General features: G+C 73.4%; 21 protein-coding genes and 3 tRNA genes. 16 read left to right on the top strand and 8 right to left on the bottom strand.

The features are described from left to right. Positions 1 to 25: 25 nt before the first annotated feature. From ACEQ2X_RS23355 to ACEQ2X_RS23390, 8 genes are read left to right on the top strand one after another with little or no spacing between them, the layout of a single operon-like run. A complete protein-coding gene (locus tag ACEQ2X_RS23355) occupies positions 26 to 931 on the top strand; it encodes an SDR family oxidoreductase (protein WP_370328294.1) in 906 nt (301 codons plus the stop codon). A gap of 24 nt (positions 932 to 955) precedes the next feature. Further along, complete coding sequence (locus ACEQ2X_RS23360; protein WP_370328295.1) at positions 956 to 1,408, top strand: MaoC family dehydratase; 453 nt, start codon at positions 956 to 958, stop codon at positions 1,406 to 1,408. 32 nt (positions 1,409 to 1,440) lie between these two features. After that, positions 1,441 to 2,754 carry a Rieske 2Fe-2S domain-containing protein gene (locus ACEQ2X_RS23365; RefSeq protein WP_370328296.1) on the top strand — a complete coding sequence of 438 codons (1,314 nt, stop codon included), beginning with the start codon at positions 1,441 to 1,443 and terminating at the stop codon, positions 2,752 to 2,754. Then, positions 2,751 to 3,317 (top strand): 3-phenylpropionate/cinnamic acid dioxygenase subunit beta, encoded by a 567-nt coding sequence (locus tag ACEQ2X_RS23370; RefSeq protein ID WP_370328297.1) that lies wholly within the window; start codon positions 2,751 to 2,753, stop codon positions 3,315 to 3,317. Before ACEQ2X_RS23365 ends, ACEQ2X_RS23370 begins: the two co-directional genes overlap by 4 nt. Beyond that, the gene (locus ACEQ2X_RS23375; protein WP_370328298.1) at positions 3,318 to 3,620 is read left to right on the top strand and encodes a dihydrodiol dehydrogenase; all 303 of its coding nucleotides are present in this window, start codon (positions 3,318 to 3,320) and stop codon (positions 3,618 to 3,620) included. A 22-nt stretch (positions 3,621 to 3,642) separates the two neighbouring features. Beyond that, positions 3,643 to 4,512 carry an amidohydrolase family protein gene (locus ACEQ2X_RS23380; protein WP_370328362.1) on the top strand — a complete coding sequence of 290 codons (870 nt, stop codon included), beginning with the start codon at positions 3,643 to 3,645 and terminating at the stop codon, positions 4,510 to 4,512. 23 nt (positions 4,513 to 4,535) lie between these two features. After that, complete coding sequence (gene mscL, locus ACEQ2X_RS23385; RefSeq protein WP_370328299.1) at positions 4,536 to 4,961, top strand: large conductance mechanosensitive channel protein MscL; 426 nt, start codon at positions 4,536 to 4,538, stop codon at positions 4,959 to 4,961. Next, positions 4,954 to 6,141: an HD-GYP domain-containing protein gene (locus tag ACEQ2X_RS23390; RefSeq protein WP_370328300.1), complete on the top strand. Its 1,188-nt coding sequence runs from the start codon at positions 4,954 to 4,956 to the stop codon at positions 6,139 to 6,141. Before mscL ends, ACEQ2X_RS23390 begins: the two co-directional genes overlap by 8 nt. Before the next feature lie 4 nt (positions 6,142 to 6,145). Here ACEQ2X_RS23390 and ACEQ2X_RS23395 read toward each other — a convergent pair whose 3' ends face one another. Beyond that, on the bottom strand, positions 6,146 to 7,246 hold the full coding sequence (locus ACEQ2X_RS23395) for a putative manganese transporter (protein WP_370328301.1): 1,101 nt from the start codon (positions 7,244 to 7,246) through the stop codon (positions 6,146 to 6,148). A gap of 135 nt (positions 7,247 to 7,381) precedes the next feature. On the opposite strand from ACEQ2X_RS23395, the gene ACEQ2X_RS23400 reads away from it, so the two are divergent. Then, the gene (locus tag ACEQ2X_RS23400; protein ID WP_370328302.1) at positions 7,382 to 7,789 is read left to right on the top strand and encodes a four-helix bundle copper-binding protein; all 408 of its coding nucleotides are present in this window, start codon (positions 7,382 to 7,384) and stop codon (positions 7,787 to 7,789) included. A 138-nt stretch (positions 7,790 to 7,927) separates the two neighbouring features. Here ACEQ2X_RS23400 and ACEQ2X_RS23405 read toward each other — a convergent pair whose 3' ends face one another. Then, on the bottom strand, positions 7,928 to 8,236 hold the full coding sequence (locus ACEQ2X_RS23405) for a BBE domain-containing protein (RefSeq protein ID WP_370328303.1): 309 nt from the start codon (positions 8,234 to 8,236) through the stop codon (positions 7,928 to 7,930). A 64-nt stretch (positions 8,237 to 8,300) separates the two neighbouring features. Further along, a complete protein-coding gene (locus ACEQ2X_RS23410; protein ID WP_370328304.1) occupies positions 8,301 to 8,900 on the bottom strand; it encodes an FAD-binding oxidoreductase in 600 nt (199 codons plus the stop codon). A 196-nt stretch (positions 8,901 to 9,096) separates the two neighbouring features. Between ACEQ2X_RS23410 and ACEQ2X_RS23415 the strand changes: the two genes are divergently transcribed. From ACEQ2X_RS23415 to ACEQ2X_RS23430, 4 genes are all read left to right on the top strand, one after another. Beyond that, positions 9,097 to 12,444, top strand: coding sequence for an EAL domain-containing protein (locus ACEQ2X_RS23415; RefSeq protein WP_370328305.1), 3,348 nt, complete (start codon positions 9,097 to 9,099; stop codon positions 12,442 to 12,444). Between the two features lie 51 nt (positions 12,445 to 12,495). After that, complete coding sequence (locus tag ACEQ2X_RS23420) at positions 12,496 to 14,706, top strand: SpoIIE family protein phosphatase (RefSeq protein ID WP_370328306.1); 2,211 nt, start codon at positions 12,496 to 12,498, stop codon at positions 14,704 to 14,706. A gap of 63 nt (positions 14,707 to 14,769) precedes the next feature. After that, entirely contained in the window at positions 14,770 to 14,967 is a 198-nt protein-coding gene (locus ACEQ2X_RS23425; RefSeq protein WP_370328307.1) for a hypothetical protein, read from the top strand. A gap of 284 nt (positions 14,968 to 15,251) precedes the next feature. Beyond that, positions 15,252 to 16,439 (top strand): Fic family protein, encoded by a 1,188-nt coding sequence (locus tag ACEQ2X_RS23430; RefSeq protein WP_370328308.1) that lies wholly within the window; start codon positions 15,252 to 15,254, stop codon positions 16,437 to 16,439. 80 nt (positions 16,440 to 16,519) lie between these two features. Here the strand turns inward: ACEQ2X_RS23430 and ACEQ2X_RS23435 are convergent. The 3 genes from ACEQ2X_RS23435 to ACEQ2X_RS23445 form a co-directional block, all read right to left on the bottom strand. Further along, positions 16,520 to 16,595 (bottom strand) — tRNA-Phe (locus ACEQ2X_RS23435). Positions 16,596 to 16,651: 56 nt separating this feature from the next. Next, positions 16,652 to 16,726 (bottom strand) — tRNA-Asp (locus tag ACEQ2X_RS23440). A gap of 68 nt (positions 16,727 to 16,794) precedes the next feature. Further along, positions 16,795 to 16,866: transfer RNA gene (locus ACEQ2X_RS23445), tRNA-Lys, on the bottom strand. A gap of 139 nt (positions 16,867 to 17,005) precedes the next feature. Between ACEQ2X_RS23445 and mshD the strand changes: the two genes are divergently transcribed. After that, the gene (mshD, locus tag ACEQ2X_RS23450) at positions 17,006 to 17,998 is read left to right on the top strand and encodes a mycothiol synthase (RefSeq protein WP_370328309.1); all 993 of its coding nucleotides are present in this window, start codon (positions 17,006 to 17,008) and stop codon (positions 17,996 to 17,998) included. Between the two features lie 16 nt (positions 17,999 to 18,014). Here the strand turns inward: mshD and ACEQ2X_RS23455 are convergent, their stop codons facing one another. Together ACEQ2X_RS23455 and ACEQ2X_RS23460 are read right to left on the bottom strand one after the other, a co-directional pair. Continuing rightward, positions 18,015 to 18,644 carry a hypothetical protein gene (locus tag ACEQ2X_RS23455; RefSeq protein WP_370328310.1) on the bottom strand — a complete coding sequence of 210 codons (630 nt, stop codon included), beginning with the start codon at positions 18,642 to 18,644 and terminating at the stop codon, positions 18,015 to 18,017. Between the two features lie 71 nt (positions 18,645 to 18,715). Then, on the bottom strand, positions 18,716 to 19,399 hold the full coding sequence (locus tag ACEQ2X_RS23460; RefSeq protein ID WP_370328311.1) for a winged-helix domain-containing protein: 684 nt from the start codon (positions 19,397 to 19,399) through the stop codon (positions 18,716 to 18,718). Positions 19,400 to 19,524: 125 nt separating this feature from the next. Between ACEQ2X_RS23460 and ACEQ2X_RS23465 the strand changes: the two genes are divergently transcribed. Beyond that, entirely contained in the window at positions 19,525 to 19,794 is a 270-nt protein-coding gene (locus ACEQ2X_RS23465; RefSeq protein ID WP_370328312.1) for a MoaD/ThiS family protein, read from the top strand. 81 nt (positions 19,795 to 19,875) lie between these two features. Further along, positions 19,876 to 20,850, top strand: a complete 975-nt coding sequence (locus tag ACEQ2X_RS23470; protein ID WP_370328313.1) for a helix-turn-helix domain-containing protein — start codon at positions 19,876 to 19,878, stop codon at positions 20,848 to 20,850. Position 20,851: the final 1 nt, after the last annotated feature.

Below are 20,851 nucleotides of genomic sequence, written 5' to 3' on the forward strand. Positions count from 1 at the left end.
GACGGCACATGATGGAGGGCGAGGGATGGTGGATCTCGACGGCCGGGTGGCGATCGTGACCGGGGCGGGGGGCGGCCTGGGCCGCAGCCACGCGCTGCTGCTCGCCCAGCGCGGCGCGAAGGTCGGCGTCAACGACCTGGGGGTCACCCGGTCGGGCGAGGGGGCGGAGACCGCCGCCGCCGACGCCGTGGTCGCCGAGATCGTCGACGCCGGCGGGGAGGCCGTCGCCAACCACGACTCGGTCGCCGACGTCGACGGCGCGGACGCGATCGTCCAGACCGCGCTCGACAGCTACGGCCGGGTCGACGTCGTCATCAACAACGCCGGGTTCCTGCGCGACCGCTCGTTCGCGAAGATGACCGCCGAGGAGATCGTGCCGGTCGTCGAGGTCCACCTGCTGGGCGGCATGTACGTCACCAAGGCGGCGTGGCCGCACCTGCGTGAGCAGGGCTACGGCCGGATCGTCAACACCACCTCGGCAGCCGGGCTGTTCGGCAACTTCGGGCAGGCCAACTACTCAGCCGCCAAGATGGGGCTGGTCGGCTTCACCCAGACGATCGCCCACGAGGGAGCCAAGTACGGGATCCGCGCCAACGTCATCGCGCCGCTGGCCGCGTCGCGGATGACCGAGGAGATCATGCCCGCCGAGCTGCTCGCGGCGGTCGACCCCACCTACGTGTCGCCCCTCGTCGCCTACCTCGCCAGCGAGGCGTGCGAGGACACCGGCCGGGTCTTCAGCGTCGGTGGCGGCTACGTCTCCCGCGTCGCCATCGTCGAGGGCCCCGGCGTGGTCTTCGACGACATCCCGACGCCCGAGGGGATCGCCGACCGCTGGGCGGAGATCACCGATGTCGCCGGCGGCCGGGAGTACCCGGGGGGCGCCGGCGAGGAGACCGGCGCGGTCATCGAGCGCGTCACCACCACCAGCTGATCCCCCGACCCCACAGGAGCCGCCATGCCGACCGCACTGACCCTGGCCGAGCTGGCCGACGCGACCGACGAGATCGACCTGGGCACCAGTCCGTGGATCACCGTCGACCAGGCGATGATCGACACCTTCGCCGACGCGACCCGTGACCACCAGTGGATCCACGTCGACGCGGAGAAGGCCGCCGACGGCCCGTTCGGCCAGACGATCGCCCACGGGTTCCTCACCGCGTCGCTGCTGCCGGAGATGCTGTCCGAGCTCCTCGAGATCCCCGACTCCGGCATGGGCGTCAACTACGGCATGGACCGCCTGCGCCTGACCGCCCCGGTCCCCTCCGGCAGCCGCATCCGCGCGGCGGGGAAGGTCGTGGGCACCGAGCGGAAGGGCGACGGCGTCCTGATCCGCGCCGAGATGACCGTCGAGATCGAGGGGAGCGACAAGCCGGCGTTGGTGGGTACGTTCTTGGCACTGCGCTACTGAGCCGTGCAGGACGCTCGACGGTCGGAGGGACCATGAGCACCAGCGCCGACGCGATCCTGGCCGAGATGGCCGAGCTCCACCCCCAGGGGATGGCACCGGCCGCGATCTTCAACGACCCGGGGATCTTCGCCCTCGAGCGCGAGAAGGTCTTCGCGCGGTCGTGGATCTACCTGGCCCACGAGAGCGAGGTGGCCGACGAGGGCGACTACGTCCTGCGCTACATCCTCGACGTCCCGCTCATCGTCGTCCGGTCCGAGGGCGGTGAGATCCAGGCCCTGCACAACCAGTGCCAGCACCGCGGCATGCAGGTGTGCCGGTCGGAGATGGGCAACGCCGCGCACTTCCGCTGCCCGTACCACGGCTGGACCTACCGCAACGACGGCCGACTCGTCGGCGTGCCGGTGGAGAAGCAGGCCTACGGCGACACCCTCGACAAGGCCAGCCTCGGCCTGGTGCGCCTGGCCCAGGTCGACACCTACAACGGGATGATCTTCGGCTGCCTGTCGGCCGACGTCGAACCCCTCGACGAGTGGCTGGGCGACATCGCCTGGTACCTCGACCTGTTCACGACCCGCAGCCCGGCGGGCCTGGAGGTGGTCGGCGCTCCCCAGCGCTGGGTCGTCGACGTCGACTGGAAGATCGCCGGGGAGAACTTCATCGGCGACAGCTACCACACGCTGATGACGCACCGGTCGATGGTCGAGCTCGGCCAGGCGCCGCGGGATCCCAAGTACGCGATGTACGGCGAGCAGATCCACGTCCCGGGCAAGGGCCACGGCGCGATGATGATCGGCGCGCCCCCCGGCGCGGAGCTGCCGCCGTTCTGGGGCTACCCGGCGGAGATGATCGAGCGGGCGAAGACCTCGATGCCGACCAAGGCGCAGTTCGAGGTCGCCCACGAGACCCGCATCGGGCTGACGACCGTCTTCCCGAACCTGTCGATCCACAACCCGATCCGCCGGCCCGACCACCACTACGAGGGGTCGGTGCCGATGATGACCTGGCGGACCTGGAACCCCGTCGGCCCGGGGCGCATCGAGATCACCAGCCACTTCCTGGTCGAGGCCGACGCGACCGAGGAGTTCGCCCAGCTGTCGCAGTGGTCGTACCTGCGGAGCTTCGGGATCTCCGGCACCTTCGAGCAGGACGACGCGGAGATCTGGACCCACATCGCCCGCAACGCCGGGACCTTCACCGGCGGCGCCCACCGGGTGAACTACCAGATGGGCATGGACCTCGAGGTCGACGAGTCCTGGCCCGGTCCGGGCGTCGCCCAGCCGGCGAACTTCACCGACGCGAACCTGCGCAACTTCTACAGCCGCTGGCTGGAGATGATGACGGCATGACCGGGCTCGACACCGCCACCGACGTGGGGGTCGCCGAGGTGCTCCGACACCACCGGGTCAGCGCGTTCCTGACCGCCGAGGCCGAGCTGCTCGACACCTGGCGGCTCCGCGACTGGCTGGCGCTGCTGACCGACGACGTGATCTACCAGGTGCCGATCCGCATCCACAAGGAGGTCACCGAGGACTCCGGGCGCGTCACCGGGGTCCGCACCGACAGCTTCCACATGGACGAGAACCGGGCCAGCCTCGAGATGCGCGTCGACCGCATCGAGACGGGCTTCGCGTGGGCCGAGGAGCCCCCGACCCGCGTCCGGCACCTGATCGGCAACGTGCGGGTGGACGACGCAGGCGAGGGCGAGGGGGCGGGGGCTGTCGCGGTCCGCTCGAACGTGCTGCTGTACCACACCCGCTGGGACCGGCCGGAGTACCACGTGCTGTCCGCCGAGCGGCACGACGTGCTGGTCGAGGCGCCCGACACGCCGCTCGGCTGGCAGCTGGCCCGCCGCGTCGCGGTGCTGGACAACACCGTGATCCCGGTCCTCCACATGAGCTGGTTCCTCTAGATGGTCGGCGAGCCGACGCCCGACGCCACGCCCGAGAGCGACTGGGTCACCGTCGCCAACGAGTTCACCACCGCGCGGGTCCGCAAGGTCCGGACCCGCAACGGCGAGCGGCTGGAGGTGCACTCGACCAAGCTCGGCACGTCGATCCTCCTGGACCCGCTCGAGCTCGAGTCCCTCACCTGGCAGACCGCCGACACGTTCAGCCGGATGCTCGAGGACCCCTACGGCCCTGAGGACGTCGAACCCCGCGCCCTCAGCGACCTCGTCGCGGACCGCCAGCACGTCACGTTCGACGACGACTAGCAGGACAGGAGCAGCCGTGCCCATCGACCTCGACGCCATCACCGCCATCGACGTCCACACCCACGTGGAGGTGTCCGCCGAGACCGGCAGGGGATCGCTGTCACCGGACCTCGAGGCCGCCGCCGACCGCTACTTCGGCCGGGCCGGGATCGGCCGGCCGACGATCCCGGAGATGGCGACCCACTACCGCGAGCGGTCCATGGCAGCGGTCGTCTTCACCGTCGACGCCCGCACCAACCTGGGGGTCGAGCCGATCCCCAACGACGAGATCGCCGCCGCGGCCGCCGAGCACGACGACGTGCTGATCCCCTTCGCGAGCGTCGACCCCCACCTCGGGCAGGCGGCCGTCGCCGAGGTCCACCGCCTGGTCGAGGTCCACGACGTCAAGGGGTTCAAGTTCCACCCGAGCGTCCAGGGCTTCTTCCCCGATGACCCGATGGCCTACCCGGTGTACGACGCGATCCAGTCCCACGGTCGGATCGCGCTGTTCCACACCGGCCAGACCGGCATCGGTGCGGGCGCCCGGGGAGGGGCCGGGATCCGCCTGAAGTACTCCAACCCGATCCACCTGGACGACGTCGCCGCGGACTTCGGGGACCTGGACATCATCATGGCCCACCCCTCGGTCCCCTGGCAGGACGAGGCGATCAGCGTCGCCACGCACAAGCCGCGGGTGCACATCGACCTGTCGGGCTGGTCCCCGAAGTACTTCCCGCCCCAGCTGGTCCAGCAGGCCCGCACGCGGCTGCAGGACAAGGTGCTGTTCGGCTCGGACTTCCCGATGATCACCCCGGACCGGTGGCTCGCCGACTTCGAGCGCCTCGACTTCCCCGACGACGTCCGCGAGAAGGTGCTCAAGGGCAACGCCGCCAGGCTGCTCGGCCTGGCCTGACCGGGCTGTAGGGTGACGGGTCCATGGGGCGAGAGCTGCGGGACTTCATCATGCGGGGGTCGGTCGTCGACCTCGCCGTCGGCGTGGTCGTCGGGGTGGCGTTCGCCGGGGTGATCAACTCGTTCGTCGCCAACCTGCTGACGCCGCTGGTCACCATCCCGGGCGAGGTGGACTTCAGCCAGCTGTCGCTCACCGTCGGCGGGGGGACGTTCCTCTACGGCCGGTTCCTGAACGACCTCATCGGCTTCCTGCTGATCGCCACCGCCGTGTTCCTCGTCGTCGTCCGGCCGATGAACCGGCTGCGGGCCGCCCGCGCCCGCAGCGGGGACGCCGCGACGGTCCGCTGCGCGGAGTGCCTGTCGACCATCCCCGCGGCGGCCCGCCGCTGCGCGTTCTGCGCGGCGCCCCAGGACCCCGTCGGACCTGCCGCCGAGGGGGTCGATGCCTGACGGCGGGCGCCGCTGGCGGGCCCGGCCGCTGGCGGCCGCGTTCGCACGCCTCGCGTGGATCGCCCTGCCGGTCGTCGTCGGCGCGGTCGTCGGGATCGGCGTGGCCGCACTGCTGCGCGACGTCGGCGCAGCCGCGTGGGTGCGGCTCGCCGGAGCGATGGCGGGCGCCACGCTCGCGGTCCTCGGCACCGAGCGGGTCGCCCGTCGGCTGCTGCCCCTCGCCGCCCTGCTGTCGCTGTCGGCGACGTTCGAGGATCCGGTGCCGTCGCGGTTCCGCACCGCGCTGCTGGGCGGGTCCGGCCGCCGGGCTCTCGAGCGCCTCGCCGCCGCCGGCGGGGACCGCCCGCCGGATGCGGCGCACGTCGCGACCGCCCTCGCGCTGCTCACCCGGCTGACGGCGCACGACCGGGGCAGCCGGGGCCACTCCGAGCGCGTCCGGGCCTTCGTCGACCTCCTCGCCACCGAGATGGGCATCCGGGGAGCCGCGTTCGAGCGGCTGCGGTGGGTCGCGCTGCTGCACGACGTCGGGAAGGTGGCGGTGCCGGCCGGGGTGCTGAACAAGCCCGACCGCCTCGACGAGGACGAGTGGGCCCTGGTCCGCCGGCACCCCGATGAGGGCGGCCGACTGGCCGAGCCGCTCCGCCCGGTCCTCGGCGACGCCATCGACGGCATCGCCCAGCACCACGAGCGGTGGGACGGAAGCGGCTACCCCCGCGGGTTGGCGGGCGAGGCGATCACGCCGGCCGCGCGGATCGTCGCGGTCGCCGACGCGGTGGAGGTCATGACCGGCGTGCGGCGCTACCGGCCCCGCGTGGGCGTCCAGGCGGCCCGCGAGGAGCTCGCGGCGTGCAGCGGCAGCCAGTTCGACCCCGAGGTCGTCCGCGCCTTCCTCGCGCTGCCGCTGCGCCAGCTGCGACGCATCGTCCTCCCCCTGGCGTGGGTCCTGCCGCCCGCCGCGATGGCGTTCGACGTCGGAGGCGCGGGCGGCTGGGACGCCGACGTGGTCGCCGCCGACCTGCCCGACGTCCACCAGCTGCCGGACGGTGCGGCGCTCCCGCCCGACGCGGCTGTGCCCGACCTGGCCGACGCCCACCCGGCGATGGCCGACCACGTCGGCGCGGACGCCCATGACGGCACGGGCGGCGAGGACCTCGGCGCGGCCGCGGTCGAGGGCCGCTGACCGGTCAGCCGGCCAGCACCCAGACGGTCCCGAGCGCCAGGCCCGGCACGGTGGTGATCGCCGTCGCGACGATCGCGGCCCGCCGGTCGGTGAACAGCATCCAGAAGAGGGCGTCGCCGTCCTGGCTGGCGGCGTTGGCCAGCAGCGTGGGGAACGGCACCGCGCCGGTCGCGTGGAGGCCCGTCAGCAGGACCTGGGGTGCGCACCCGGGGATCAGGCCGACCGCGGCGCCGACGGCGACCCCGAGCAGACCGCCCGCGCCGGCGAGCGCCGTCGGGTCGACCCCGCCCAGGTCGATGACCAGCGCGGTCACGACGTAGGCCACGGCCACCCAGGTCGTCACCATGCAGGTCTCCCGGGCGGCGTGGCGCAGGACGCCCGCCAGCCCGTCCGCGTGCACGCCGGGGGTGCACGTCGCCGCAGCGCACCGGTGCCGCCGACCCGTGAGGTGCACCGCCACCGCGCACGCCGTCCCCGTCACCCCGAGGGCCAGGTAGGGGTCGAGGCCGCCGAGCGACCGGGCCAGCGCCTCGCCGGAGGTGACCTGGGCGGTGACCGGGACGGCGACCAGGGTCGCGGCCGCCGCCAGCACCCAGAAGGACCAGGTGCGGACGAGCTCGGACGCGGGGACGGCGAGGGCGGCGGCACGCCGCTGCGGCGGGAACGCCTCGGCGGCGCCGACCGAGGCTCCCGCGACTGCCGCGGGCCGGCTGCGCGGGGCGATGCCCGCCAGGTCGGTGGCGTAGCCGGTCGCGATGCCCGCGACGAGCAGGATGCCGTGGATGAGCAGCCCGGTGCGCAGGTCGAGGGCCAGGATGACGAAGGACGCGTCGCCCATGGTGGCGACGAGTGCCGCGACGACCGTGCCGAAGGACACCGTCCCCCGGGCGTACAGCGGCATGACCGCGATCGCGCCGCCGCACCCCGGCACGACGCCGAGCAGCGCCCCGAACAGCGGCGCGCTGCGCCACCGGGTGGCCAGGAAGCGCAGCAGCGCCCGGCCGTGGCGGTGCTGGAGCCACCCGAACGCCGCCAGGGTCAGGGCCACGGCGACGCCCACCTGCATGAACGCGTCGGCGATCGGGACGATGACGAGGTCGTGCACGTCGCCTCCGATCGCCGGGCCGCGGCCCCCGCGGACCGCACGCCCGGATCCTAGGGCGCCCCGGCGGGTTTGACCCCCGGGGAGTGCCGGACAGGTGGGGGGTGGAGACCCGTCCCACCCCGAGGAGGCACCCGCATGTCCTACGCCCGCACGATGGCCGAGCAGCACCCCGGCGAGCACCCCGTCGACGTCCAGGCGCTCACGGCGGCGATCGATGCCGCCTACGACTGCGCCCAGGCGTGCACCGCCTGCGCCGACGCGTGCCTGTCCGAGGAGGACGTGGCGAGCCAGGTCAGGTGCATCCGCCTCGACCTCGACTGCGCCGACGTGTGCGCGACCACGGGCCGCGTGCTGTCCCGCCAGACCGCGTTCGACGCCGACGTGACCCGCGCGGTGCTCGAGGCCTGCATCGCCGCGTGCGCCGCCTGCGCCGAGGAGTGCGAGGTGCACGGCGAGCACGGGATGGACCACTGCGCGACCTGCGCCGAGGCGTGCCGCCGCTGCGAGCAGGCCTGCCGCGACCTCCTCGCCGCGATCGGGTAGCCCTCCCCCACGGATCGACCACTGACGAGCGTCGCGGACACCACGACGGTGGTCGATCCGTGCGGCGCGGACGCGCTGACCTGCCCCGATAACCGACGGCGTGGAGGGTCACCGGGGGTGATGGTCGATGTGTGGTGGTCAGCCCTCTGCCGGCGGCACGTGGTGGGTGTGGTGGAAGGTGTCGTCTGGGTCGTAGCGCCGCTTGATCGCCGCGAGCCGGTCCCACGTCGCCCCGGGGTAGGCGCGGCGGGCGCCGTCCCGCTCGCCGTGGCCGAGGAAGCCGGCGTACGCGCCGGGGACGCCCTGGTCCACCGCGGCGACGGCGGCGTCGACCCACGCCTCGTGCTCCGGACGGCGCGCGGCGTCGCCGTACACCGCGTCGAGGGCGAGCAGCACCCGGCGGTCGCGGTGGGCGAAGGCGGTGGCGTCCTCGGGTACCCGGGCCATCGCGCGCCGAGGACGCGCACGTGGGCCATGGCCATGTCGGCCGTCGACCGGCTGACGTGGTCGATCAACGCCTCTGCCTCCCGTGCACCCACCGAGTCGAGGAACAGGGTCCGCGACGACTCGTGGACCGCCTCGGGACCGCCAGGCCCCTCGAATCCGGCGTCCCGGGCAGCAGGAGCATGCCGCCGGTGACGGTGCCGACCTCGTGGAGCCGGAACCGGAGCCGGGTGACCACCTCGGCGGCGAGGAGCTGGTCGATCGCCAGCCCGTGGGCGCGCACCAGGTAGCCCATGCCGCCGACGAGGGTCAGGCCGGCCACGCCGACCGATCCGGTGTCGCCGAACCCGGTCGCGAGCCCGTGGGCGCCCACCGCGGCGGTGTACCGGCCGGTGGTCAGACCGGCGTCCGCCCAGGCGGTGCGGGTGTCGAGGTCGATGTCGAGGCCGGTCATGTCCCGCAGGTCGATCACCACCGCGTCGTCGGGCACCGCGTGGCCGGCGGGGCCGTGGCCGCCGGCTCGCACGGCGAGGTCGAGGCCGACCGACCGCGCCCAGAGGACGGCGGCGGCGACGTCGCGGGCGTCGAGGGGGCGGACGATCGCGGCCGGGTGGCGGTCGAAGCCGGTGTAGAACAGCGCGCGGGTCTCGTCGTAGGCGGCGTCCACGGGGGTGATGACGCGACCGCGCAGGCGGCGTAGGACTTGAAGCGCACTTCAGGTCAAGGGTCTCTCGGGCGCAGCCGCCCTCACCGGGGATGAGGGCACGACCACGCTCCGCTAGGTTTGGGCGGATCGGGGTCGGCGCCGACGCGGACGGGCACATGTGAGGGATCGGCAGGAGGGGGTCGAGGCGGTGGCAGCGGTGCGCGGACTAGCGGGCGAGCCGGCTGATCCCGCGCTGCGCGAGGTCGTCCGGGTCGCCGTCGACGTGACCCGGGCCCGTGCGGGCGCGATCGTGCTCGATGCCGACGGCGTGGGGGTCGTCGCCGCCCACGGCGACGCGCCCGACGACGCCGCGTGGCTCGACCTGACCGCCCGCCTCGCGGTCGAGGCGGCGGAGGGATCTTCGCGCGTGGTGGTGCTCGCGGACCCGCCCGGTCCCGCACGGGCTGGTCCCGAGCGGTCGGGGGTCGGCTCGGGGACCGGCTCAGCGCTCGGCTCACCCCTCCGCGGGCGCGACGGCCGCCCCCTCGGTGCCCTGCTGCTCATCGACCCCGCCGGCGCGGAGCTCGCCGAGACCCAACGCGACGCGCTCGCCGCCCTGGCGGCGCAGGCCGCCACCCACCTGGACACCCCGGGCCCGCCGCAGGAGCGCGCGGCCTCCGGCCGCATGGCGCAGGCCCTCCACGCCGTCGAGCGCCTGGCAGCCGCGGCGCCCGGCGCGGACCCCCACGTCCGCTTCCAGCGGTTGCTGACCGCGATCGCGACGGGGCTCGGCTGGCCCGCCGCCCACCTGGTGGTCGCCGACCACCCCGGAGCGCTCCGCTCGTCCGGTGTGTGGAGCCGGCTGGACGATGACCGCTTCGACCAGCTCGTCGCGGCCACGGCCGCCGCGCTCCCGGCTGCCGAGCCACCGATCCTTCGACCTGACGGCACCACGGCGACCGACCCGGTCGTGCGCCGCCACCTGCACCGCGACCCCGCCTTCGCGCCGCGGGGTGGGCGCCCGCCGGTGGTGCGGACCGGCTGCGCGGTGCCGCTCGCGCTGGACGGCGAGCTCCTCGGCGCGCTCGAGCTGTTCACCGACGCCGACACCGACCTGTCGTCCGCGCAGATCACCTACCTGCGTCGGGTCGGGACGGCCCTCGAGCGCGTCGTCGGCCAGGACCGGCACCGCGTCGTGGACGGGCTGACCGGCGCCCTGACCCGCGCCGGCATCGTGGACGCCCTGGCTGCCCGTGCGAGGAGCGCCTCACCGCTGGGCATCGTCGTCGCCGACATCGACCGGTTCCAGGAGGTCAACCACCGCCACGGTCGGGTGGTCGGGGACGCCGTCCTGATCGCGGTCACGCGGTCCCTGCGGGCAGCCATCCCGGCCGACTGCACCCTCGGTCGCCCCTCCTCCGACGAGTTCGTCGTGATCTGCCCCCGCGGGGAGGCCGAGGCGGTCGAGGTCGCCGAGGCGATCGCGGCGCGCTGCCGGACCCCCCTCGACGTGTCCGTGCCGGCGGTCGACGCCGCCGTGACGGGGCACACCGGGGGTCGGACGGCGGTGTCCCTCACCTGCAGCATCGGCGTGGCCGCCCGTGCCGGCGGCGACGTCGAGGACGGCGAGCGCGTGTGGCTGACGGCCGAGGGGGCCGCCCGGACCGCGAAGGCGAGGGGGGGCGCGCAGATCGTCGTGGGCGGCACCGAGCTCCTCGACCGGGAGATCCGCATCCGGGAGCTGCGCGACGACCTGGCCCACGCCCTCGGACGCGGGCAGATCCGCATCGAGTTGCAGCCGATCGTCGCGATCGGCGGCGGAGAGGTCACCGGCTTCGAGGCGCTCATGCGCTGGACGCACCCCGACCGGGGGGTCGTGCCACCCGACCAGTTCATCCCCTGGGCAGAGCAGGCGGGCACGATCCACGAGCTCGGGCGGTGGGCGATCGAGGAGGTGTGCCGCGTCGGGTCGCGGTGGGAGCACGAGCTCGGCCACTCGCTGTCGTTGTCGGTGAACGTGTCGATGCACCAGCTGCAGTCGCCCGGCTTCGCCGACGTGGTGGACGCCGCGCTGCGCGAGACGGGCTTCAGCGCGCCGCTGCTGACCCTCGAGATCACCGAGTCGTCGCTGATGGAGGACCCGGCGACGGCTGGTGCGGCGCTGCTGCAGCTGAAGGCGCTCGGGGTCCGCATCGCGATCGACGACTTCGGGACCGGCTACTCCTCCCTCGAGTACCTCCACCGCCTCCCCGTCGACCGCCTGAAGCTCGACCGGGGCTTCGTCAAGCGGCTGCCCGGCGACGGGACGGTCGTGGCCCGGAAGATCCTCGAGCTGGCCCGGGAGCTCGACCTCGACGTGGTCGCCGAGGGCGTGGAGACCGTGATCCAGCGGAACTGGCTCCTCGAGCGCGGGTGCGAGCACGCACAGGGCTGGCTGTACGCCCGGGCCCTGCCGCTCGAGGAGGCGCTGGAGGTGACCGCCGCGCCCCTCGGGCCGGCCCCCGACGCCTGGCGACCCCTCCCGCCCACGCCGCCCGCGCTGTCCGACGCGCCGGCGCCGCCGCTGGCACGGGTCGTCAGCGCGGCGTTCGACGGCGCCCCCGCCGGCGTGCTGGTGCTCCGCGAGGGCCGCTGGGTGCTCATCGGCTCGTCCACACCGCTCACCGCCCCGTCGCGGGGGTGCGCGATCGCGTTGGACGAGGACGAGTCGATCACCATCCGGCCGGGCGGCGGCCCGCTCGAGGACCTCGGCGTCGCCCAGGCCGACGCGCACGCGCTGGTGGTCCTGGCCGACGACAGCGGCGACTCGCGCGTGGTCGTGACGGTCCTCGCCGACACCGCCGAATCCCTGGAGGCCCGGAGGGACCGGCTGCAGGACGTCCGGGTGGCGACCCAGGAGGCGGTCCTGCGGGCGATGATGACCAGCCGCGCCGCGAGGGCGGAGGCGCACGTGCTCGCTCGCCAGGAGCACGCGTACGCCGAGCTGGCCGGACGGCTCGACCAGGGCCCGATCCAGCGCCTCACCGTCGTCCGGCTGCTCCTCGACGGGTTGGCCCGCGAGCACCCGCCGACGCCGGCGATGGCGGCGGCCATCAGCGCGCTCGAGGAGGCATCGGTGCAGCTGCGCCACCTGGTCGCCGACCACCGGGGCGTCCGCACCGTCCCCGAGCTGGTGTCGGCGCTGACCGATCTGGCCCGCACCGTCGACCCCGCCGCCACGGTCGACACGTCGATCGAGCCGGAGTCGGCAGGCGCCTTCGAGCCCCACGTCAACACCCTCTACCGGATGGGCCGCCAGCTGCTCGCGAACGTGTCGGCGCACGCCGGGGGCGCGCTGTCCAACGTGGCACTGGTGCTCGGTCGGCGCCAAGGTCTGCTGCAGGTCGTCGACCGGGGACCGGGCGGGTGCCCCCCGACGAGCCCGCCGGGGTCATACGGCCTGGACTCGGTCCGCTACCGCGCGCAGCTGCTCGGCGGCCGCATGACGGTCGGGAGCGGACCGGGCGGGACGACGGTCCGGATCGTCGTCCCGGCACCGGTCGCAGACGTCCCCTCCGAGGCGTGAGATAGCCTCTTGTGTCACACAGACGGCAGGACGAGGTGGTGATCCGACGCGGTGGCGAGCGACCAGATGGGCGCTGAGGTCCTGGTGCTCGACGGCCCGGCGATGCTCAGCCAGGCGCGCGGGTTCGTGGCCGAGCAGCTCCGTCGGCTCGCGCTCCCCGACGTCATCACCGATGCGCAGATCATCGTCAGCGAGCTGGTCACCAACGTGTTCCTGCACACCGGCGGGGTGGCCAGGCTCGCGGTGGTGGACCACCCGGACGGCGCCCGGGTGGAGGTGCGGGACTCGAGCACCGCCCCACCGGTGCGGACCGGGCCGGCCGGGAACGCCATGACGGGGCGGGGCCTGCAGCTCGTCGAGTCCCTCGCTGCCCGCTGGGGGGTCGACGCGCTGCCGGACGGCAAGGCCGTCTGGGCGGAGCTCCGCACCGGACCGGCCGCGGACGAGCCGTCCGCTGGTCCCCTCGACGAGGCGTCGCTGCTGGCCATGTGGTCCGACGACGAGCTGGACCTCCCAGCTCGTCCGCAGGTCCAGGCGATCGACCTCGGGACGGTCCCGACCCGGCTGCTGCTCGACGCGAAGGCGCACGTCGACGGCCTGGTCCGTGAGTTCACGCTGATCGCCGGCGGGTCTGACAGCGGGATGGGCGACGAGGTGCCGGAACCGGTCAGCCGTCTCATCGACGTCGTGGTGCACGGCTTCGCCGAGCCGCGCAAGACCCTCAAGCGCCTCGCGGTGCAGGCGGCTGCTGGCGCCCATGAGGAGGTCGGGGTGGTCCTCGACGTCCCGGACGACGTCCCCGGGACGGTGGCGGCGGGCAGGGCCTACCTCGACGCGCTCGACCAGGCCAACGCGTTCTGCCGCGCCGCACGGCTGCTCACCCTCGAGTCCCCGCCCCAGCACCGGGTGTTCCACCGCTGGTACGTCACCGAGTACATCGCCTGCCTGGAGGCCCTCGACGACCCGACGCCCCGGCGGCCCCGCCGGTTCGCCGAGCACCTGCTCCGCGAGATCGAGGTCGTCGCGACCGCGCACCGGCTCGCCGACCAGGGCGCCAGGCTCCAGTCGCTCGCGGTGGCCCTGTCGGCGGCGCTCACCCCCGAGGCGGTCGCGCGAGCGGTCCTCGACGAGGGGGTCACGGCCCTCGGCGCGTCGGGCGGGGTCATCCTGCTGGCGACGGACTCGGAGACCCTGGGGGTGCCGGGCGCGGTGGGGCACACCCCTGACGTCATGGGTCGCCTGCGGGACGAGCACCCCGATGCGCAGCTGCCCGCAGCGGAGGCGATGCGCACTGGCGAGCCGGTGTGGCTCGAGACCGTGGCCGAGCGGAACGCTCGCTTCCCCGACCTGATCGGCTTCGAGCCGGCCACCGTGGCCATGTGCGCGGTGCCGGTGTCGCTGGGCGACCGCCGCCTGGGCGCCCTGCGGTTCAGCTTCGCCGAGGCCCGGCTCTTCGACGACGAGGAGCGCAGCTTCGTCACCGCGATGGCGGCCCAGACCGCGCAGGCCCTGCACCGGGCGGAGCTGTACCGCCAGCGCCAGGAGATCTCCGAGCGGCTGCAGGCGACCCTGCTGCCGGCCCGCCTGCCGAGCATCCCGGGGCTGGACGTCGCTGCGGCCTACCACCCCCTCACCCACGCGATGGAGGTGGGAGGGGACTTCTACGACGTCTGGCGCTGCGACGAGACGCACTGGGCGCTGGCGATCGGCGACGTCTGCGGGAGCGGCCCCGAGGCGGCCGCCGTCACCGGCCTGGTGCGCCACACCTTGCGGGCGCTGACGGCCACCCCGCTGTCGATCTCCGAGATCCTCCTGCGGCTGAACGAGGCGCTCCTCGAGGCCGCCGCCGCGGACGACGACGAGCGCTTCTGCACCGTCACGCTGGGGTTCGTCGACCTGACCGACGGCGGCGTCACCGTGGAGCTCGCCAGCGGCGGGCACCCCGACCCGATGGTCGTCGGGCCCGACGGCGCCGAGGTGGTCGAGGTGCGCGGGACGCTGCTCGGCGCCGTCCCGGACGTGGTCATCGACGTGCAGCGCGTCGAGCTCGCCCCCGGGCAGACCCTCGTGCTGGTGACCGACGGCGCCACCGAGGCACGCCACGGCGGCGCCATGCTCGGCGTCGCGGGCGTCGCGGCGGCGGCGGCCAGCGCGCCCGGCGACCCGCACCGGATGATCGCCGCGATCGAGCGCGCCGTGCGCCGCCAGGACGGCGGCCGGCTGCGCGATGACCTCGCGCTCCTGGCGCTGCACCGCCGCTGAGCGGATCCGCCTGGTGGTCAGGGGCGGGGTCGAACCGCCGACCTATCGATCTTCAGTCGCGCCGTGCTGTGCCCGAGCCAGGTGTGGGAGGAGGCCCGGTCGCTCGCGTTCAAGATCATCTGCGACCACCCGCCCGAACCGCTGGCCGAGCGTCTGACCGCCCTAGACGGCCGTGTGATCGAGGAGGATGAGGTGACGTCCCTCATGGACGAGTTGGGCTACCCGCGTCGAGATCAGACGGTCAACGTGACCGCGGCGTGACACCACGGGCAGGACGCCCGACCCGTGGGAGGTTCCTGGCGTAGGTCAACGCTGGCCTTGAACGGCCGTGAGCAGGCGGGGCAGCGGTCCATGAGGCGCGACAAGAGGTGCACGTCCCGTGGGGGAGCCTTCCCCACCGGATGCGGCAACGTGTCAAGCCGTTAATTCCGAGCCCGGAAACTAACGCGCAGGCCGAACTCCGTTCATTGTGAGCTTCAGAGTATTCGGTGGCGTTAAATACGGGGCTGTAAATTTAACGCTGAAGGCTGCTAGCGTTAAAAGCCTTGGACATCGAGCGCTTCAAGAACTCGCCGATCGGCCAGCTGGTCCCGGTACATGTGCATGACCGGCGGGACGACCAGTACTACGACCACTTCGCGTACGTACCCCACCCTCTGCCAGCCACCATTCCGCTGAGTCAGGCGACCTTCACCGCCATCAACGAAGCCACGTTGGCCCTTGGTCGCCTGGACGGCATGGCTCGCCTGCTTCCCAACCCGCTTCTCCTGGTACGGCCGGTCATCAGGCGCGAAGCCGTCAGCACCTCAGCGCTGGAGGGCACCTACGCAGGGGTGCAGGACGTCTTCGAGGCCGACCTCCTCTCAGACGAGGCGCTTGCTGGCGATGTACGCGAGGTGCGCAACTACGTCCGGGCCACCGAGCACGCGCTGGACTTGATCCGCGAGCGCCCCATCGGGATCAACCTGCTCAGCCAACTCCAGAAGATGCTGGTCGCGGGGACCAGGGGTGACAGCTATCAAGCGGGCGCCCCGCGACGGGAGCAGGTGTGGATCGACCCGAAGGAGGCCCGCATCCATCAGTCCCGATTCGTGCCACCACCTCCTGGCGAGCCCTTGGAGCAGGGCATCCGAGATTGGGAGCGCTGGATTCACGGGCAGCTCTCACCCACCGAAGACCATGACATCCCCCTCCTGGTGCGCGTGATCGTTGGTCACTACCAGTTCGAGACCCTGCATCCCTTCCACGATGGCAACGGTCGCATCGGCCGACTGCTCATCGCCCTGCACCTACTCGCGGAAGGCGTGTTGCAGGTGCCCATCTTGTACATCTCCCCCTACCTCGAGCCGCGACGAGACGAGTACACGGACCACCTACGCCGGGTGTCTGAGACAGGCGACTTCGAGCCTTGGATCGAGTTCTTCGCGGAGGTGCTCACGAAGTCGGCTGACGACGCCCTGGGACGGATCAAGGCTCTCCTCGATACCCGCGAGCGGATCGTCCATGAGCTGAGGGACCAGAACGTTCGCGGGACAGCGGTTCAGATCGCGGAGTCCCTGATCGGCTACCCCGTTGTGAGCCCGACACAGGCCGCTGGCCAACACGGAGTGGCCTACCCAACCGCCAACAATGCCATCAAGCGCTTGGTGGACGCGGGTGTCCTGACGGAGTTGACCGGCCGGAACTACGGGCGGGTCTTCGCCTGCATCCCGGTCCTTCGGATCATCGAGTAGCCAGCAGTACTCGCTGTCGACCGACGTTGACCGCCGGGTCGGAGGAGGGCCGGTCGATCGGCGTCTGACCTGCTCTTCTGTGGTGGTCAGGGGCGGGGTCGAACCGCCGACCTATCGATTTTCAGTCGATCGCTCTGCCAACTGAGCTACCTGACCGGGTCTGCCCGGGCCGGGGGCAGATGTGGCAGCGCCCCGCGATGTGCGGGGCGCAGCGGACCTGACGGGATTTGAACCCGCGGCCTTCACCTTGACAGGGTGACGAGCACTCCTAGCTGCTCCACAGGTCCTCGGTGTGCGGTCCGCCATCTTGCCCGGTGGACCGCGTCTATGCACTTGGTTCTCTCGAGCTGGCCCGAGAGCCGTGCGGGGCTCGAACCCGCTCCGCCGGATTAAAAGTCCGGAGCTCTACCCGTTGAGCTAACGGCCCGTGGGCAGGCTACCTGCCGGCTGGTCCGTCAACCGCAGAGCGCTGCTCCGGACGGCGGAACGGAGAGTGTAGCGCAGCCCCCCGCGGTGTCGCCAACGCCATGCCAACGCGTCCCGCACCGCCACCTACCCTGTCGCCCGTGCACCACCTCCACCTGCGCCAGGACCTCGACCGGACCGCCCTGGCGGAGATCACCAGCCTGCTCGACGTGACCACCGGGATCGAGGGCCACGCCCCCATCGGCGAGCACAAGATGGCCCACCTGCGGGTCGGTGCGTCCGACTGGGACGGGATCCTCGCCTACACCGACGACCACCGGCTGATCGGCTACGCCCACCTGCGCTGGAACCCCATCGGTCGGGACCCGCGGGTCGCCGTCGAGGTCGTGGTCCACCCCCACCACCGCGACCAGGGCATCCAGGCGAGCCTGCTCGACGCCACCCGCAGCACCGTCGCGCGCGCCGGCGGGGGCCGGATGTTCCTCTGGGTCCACCGCGTCGAGGACCCCCACGACACGCTCGCGGCCGGCATGGGGTTCGCGATCCAGCGCGAGCTCGCGTTCATGCGCCGCCCGGCGACGCCGATCCCCCCGCCGCGGTCGGGCCCTGAGGGCGTCCTCGTCCGCCCCTACCGGGGACGGCGTGACGAGGCGGCGTTCCTCGAGGTCAACAACGCGGCGTTCGAGGGCCACCCGGAGAACGGCGGCTGGGACCACGACGAGTTCGCCTCCCGCCGCGACCTGCCGTGGTTCGACCCCGACGGCTTGTTCATGGCCTTCCGGCGGACCGCCGACGGCGGGGAGGGCGAGCCCCTCGGGTTCCACTGGACCAAGTGGCACACCCACGACGCGGAGGACCACCGGCCCCACGGCCCGCTGGGCGAGGTCTACGTGCTGGCCGTCCACCCCCGGGGCCGCGGCATCGGGCTCGGGCGCCACCTGCTCCGGGTGGGGATGCGGCACCTCGCGACCAGGTCGGAGTCGATCGTGCTGTACGTCGACCGGGCCGAGGAGGGACCGGTGGCCCTGTACACCTCCGAGGGCTTCGAGGTCGTGTACTCCGAGGTGTGCTACGTCGACGACGTGGCGTCTGCGGCCACGGGCGGTCGGACGCTGCTCCGCCCGGCGGACTGACCTGGCCCGATCGGGGTCAGTCCTCGTCCGGCGTCCAGGGGGCCCGGGGGGCGTCCCACCAGCGCTGGGCCAGCGCACGGCGGTGGCGCACGCCGAGGTCCTCGGTCAGCTCGCTGCCCGGCTCGACCGCCTCGAGGCTCGCGACCAGCGTGTCGACCTCCTCGCGGGCGACGCCGTGGACGGCGACGAGCACGTCACCGGCATCGTGGCGGCGGTGCGCCAGCCGGACCGGCCGCTCGCCCACGCCGGCGACGCCGAAGCGCCACCCCGCGCCGATGCCCGACTCCCACTCCGGCTCGCCGCGCAGAGCCGCCAGGATGGCCGCCGGCGGGAGCTCGCGGCGCAGGCGCCGCAGGTGGGTCCACATCAGCGGGGTCGAGAGGCGCTCGGCAAGGTCGTCCACGTCGACGCCGGCGCGGCAGCCCGCCACGACCACCACCCGGTCGCCGACGGTGCGGTAGGTCATCCGGACCGCGGACAGGCGATCGCCGTCCACCTCGACCGACAGGTCGCTCGGCGCCCACCGGCGAGGCCCCGCGGGCAGGACGGCCCAGGGGAAGTCGAGGTGGGCGAGGACCTTCGCGACCTCGACCACCCCGTCCTCGGCTTGGAGGTGCTCCTCGAGATCGGCGGCCGCAGCGCGCATCGACGTGTCCCCTTCCCCCGTGACCCGGGTTGGTCTGCTCCAGCCGACCCGACCGGGCCGACGACGACCCCCTAGGTATCGGCAGCGCCGCCCGCTCCTTGAGGGTCGAGCTTGTAGCCCACCCCCCGCACGGTGCCGATCATCGCGTCGTACTCGCTGCCGAGCTTCGCGCGGAGCCGCCGCACGTGGACGTCGACGGTGCGGGTGCCGCCGTAGTAGTCGTAGCCCCACACCTCGCTGAGGAGCTGGGAGCGGGTGAAGACCCGCCCGGGGTTCGCCGCCAGGTACTTCAGCAGCTCGAACTCGCGGAAGGTCAGGTCGAGGGGCTCGCCCTTCAGCCGCACCACGTAGGTGGTCTCGTCGATCGTCAGGTCGCCGACCCGCGAGACGCTGCCGCCGCCAGCCGCCTGCACGCGCTCGCCGAGCAGGCGGATCCGGGTCTCGAGCTCCGCGGGGCCCGCCCGCGGCAGGACGATGTCGTCGAAGCCCCACGTCGTCTTGAGCGCTGCCAACCCGCCCTCGTCGACGACCACCAGGATCGGCCGCATGGCCTCTGCGGTGGCGGCCGCCCGGCAGGTGTGGGAGGCCGCGGCCAGGTTCGTGGTCGCGTCGACCACGACGACCTCGGCGTCCGCGGCGGTGTCGAGCGATTCGGGCACCAGCGCGGCGGTGGTCACGGTGTGGTCGAGGAACTCGAGGGCCGGCAGCAGGGCGTGCGGCCCGCCGGAGCTGCCCAGCAGGACCAGCAGGTGCACGTCAACTCCTCGCGTCGGTGGGCGCGCCCGCGAGCCCGCGGCGCAGTACCGTGCGAGACGCTAGCAAGCGGCGAACCCGCCGACGTAGTCGAAGACCGGCGGACGGCACAGGAGGGCAGGGAGACATGGCCGAGGGGCGACGCGCCACGGTGGTGCTGTTCGCGGCGCTGCGGGATGCCGCGGACACCGCCGCGGTGGAGGTGGACGCACCGGTGCGCCTCGACGTCCTGCTCGGCGACCTGGCCGACCGCTTCGGGCCGCGCTTCGCCGAGCGCTCGCGGATCGCCGCGGTCATGGTCGCCGGGACACCCGTCGACCGCGACGAGGACGTGACGATCCCGGCCGGGGCGGAGGTGGCGCTGCTGCCCCCGTTCGCAGGCGGCGCCACCGGTTGACACGGTTACCCACCACCGGGTGATGGGGTTGACACCGTTTCCACCATCCGGTGGGATCTCCCCATGGGTAGAACAGGGCGCATGTCAGGGCCCGTCAGCATCAGCCGCGCGCTCGGGTCGACGACCCGCGCGGGGATCTACGACCACCTGCGCCAGATCGACGGCGCCCTGACGGTCCGCGACGTCGCCGACACCTTCGACCTGCACCCGAACGTCGCGCGCACCCACCTCGGGGTCCTCGCCGACGCCGGCCTGCTGACCGTCGGGCAGCGCAAGCACCCCGGGGGTGGACGACCCGCGCGGGTGTACCGGGCGCGCCCGGAGCTCGACGAGCACGCGGCCCTGGACGGCGCGGCGCAGCCGGCGGGCGGGGCGGCGGCCGCGCTCATGGTGCGGCTGCTGGTGACGCTGCTCGACCGCCCCGGCAACCCGCCGCTCGTGACACGCGCCCACGACGGCGCGAAGGAGGAGGGGCGGCGCCTCGTCGCCGCGCTCCCCGGCGACCCGCCACCCGGCCGTGCGCTGGGGGATGCCGCCCAGCGCGCGGCACGTGCCCTGCGCACGTACGCACCGGACGTGAAGGTCAGCCGGGCGGGCAGCGACTGGGCGGAGGTGACCGGGTTGTCCCCCTCCGTCGCGCTGGTCGAGCGGCTCGACCCCGCCCTGGCCGAGGCGTTGGAGCGCGGCCTGCTGGCAGGTGCCTGCGAGGGCAGCGGGGTCGCCGCGGACCTGACCGAGACCTCGAGCGGCAGCCGACACGGCCGGGTCTGGCGCCTGACCGCCACCGGTGGCCGCGCACCCCGGTCGACGATCGTCGCCGCCGCCACCCTGGACGCCCGCGGCAAGTCCCGCGACTCCGGCGTGGTCGAGGCGATGCGCGCCATCACGGACCTCCGGCCCGGCGACGTGCTCGAGGTCCTGGCGGAGGGACCGGGGTCACCGGCTGCGTTCGCCCGCTGGGCGGACCGAGCCGGCCACGCGCTGGTCGCGGTCGAGCGCGCGCAGGACGCGAGCGGCCGTCCGGCCATCCGCCTGCTGATCGAGAAGGCGGCGTAGG

Source organism: Euzebya sp. (assembly GCF_964222135.1).
GTDB lineage: Bacteria > Actinomycetota > Nitriliruptoria > Euzebyales > Euzebyaceae > Euzebya.

What these genes read in the sequence shown, in the direction of transcription:
- ACEQ2X_RS23375 (WP_370328298.1), top strand. Translation starts at nt 3,318, where the DNA reads ATGGTCGGCGAGCCGACGCCCGACGCCACGCCCGAGAGCGACTGGGTC.
- ACEQ2X_RS23400 (WP_370328302.1), top strand. Translation starts at nt 7,382, where the DNA reads ATGTCCTACGCCCGCACGATGGCCGAGCAGCACCCCGGCGAGCACCCC.
- ACEQ2X_RS23470 (WP_370328313.1), top strand. Translation starts at nt 19,876, where the DNA reads ATGTCAGGGCCCGTCAGCATCAGCCGCGCGCTCGGGTCGACGACCCGC.
- mscL (WP_370328299.1), top strand. Translation starts at nt 4,536, where the DNA reads ATGGGGCGAGAGCTGCGGGACTTCATCATGCGGGGGTCGGTCGTCGAC.
- ACEQ2X_RS23355 (WP_370328294.1), top strand. Translation starts at nt 26, where the DNA reads ATGGTGGATCTCGACGGCCGGGTGGCGATCGTGACCGGGGCGGGGGGC.
- ACEQ2X_RS23455 (WP_370328310.1), bottom strand. Translation starts at nt 18,644, where the DNA reads ATGCGCGCTGCGGCCGCCGATCTCGAGGAGCACCTCCAAGCCGAGGAC.
- ACEQ2X_RS23360 (WP_370328295.1), top strand. Translation starts at nt 956, where the DNA reads ATGCCGACCGCACTGACCCTGGCCGAGCTGGCCGACGCGACCGACGAG.
- ACEQ2X_RS23390 (WP_370328300.1), top strand. Translation starts at nt 4,954, where the DNA reads ATGCCTGACGGCGGGCGCCGCTGGCGGGCCCGGCCGCTGGCGGCCGCG.
- ACEQ2X_RS23370 (WP_370328297.1), top strand. Translation starts at nt 2,751, where the DNA reads ATGACCGGGCTCGACACCGCCACCGACGTGGGGGTCGCCGAGGTGCTC.
- ACEQ2X_RS23365 (WP_370328296.1), top strand. Translation starts at nt 1,441, where the DNA reads ATGAGCACCAGCGCCGACGCGATCCTGGCCGAGATGGCCGAGCTCCAC.
- ACEQ2X_RS23465 (WP_370328312.1), top strand. Translation starts at nt 19,525, where the DNA reads ATGGCCGAGGGGCGACGCGCCACGGTGGTGCTGTTCGCGGCGCTGCGG.
- ACEQ2X_RS23405 (WP_370328303.1), bottom strand. Translation starts at nt 8,236, where the DNA reads ATGGCCCGGGTACCCGAGGACGCCACCGCCTTCGCCCACCGCGACCGC.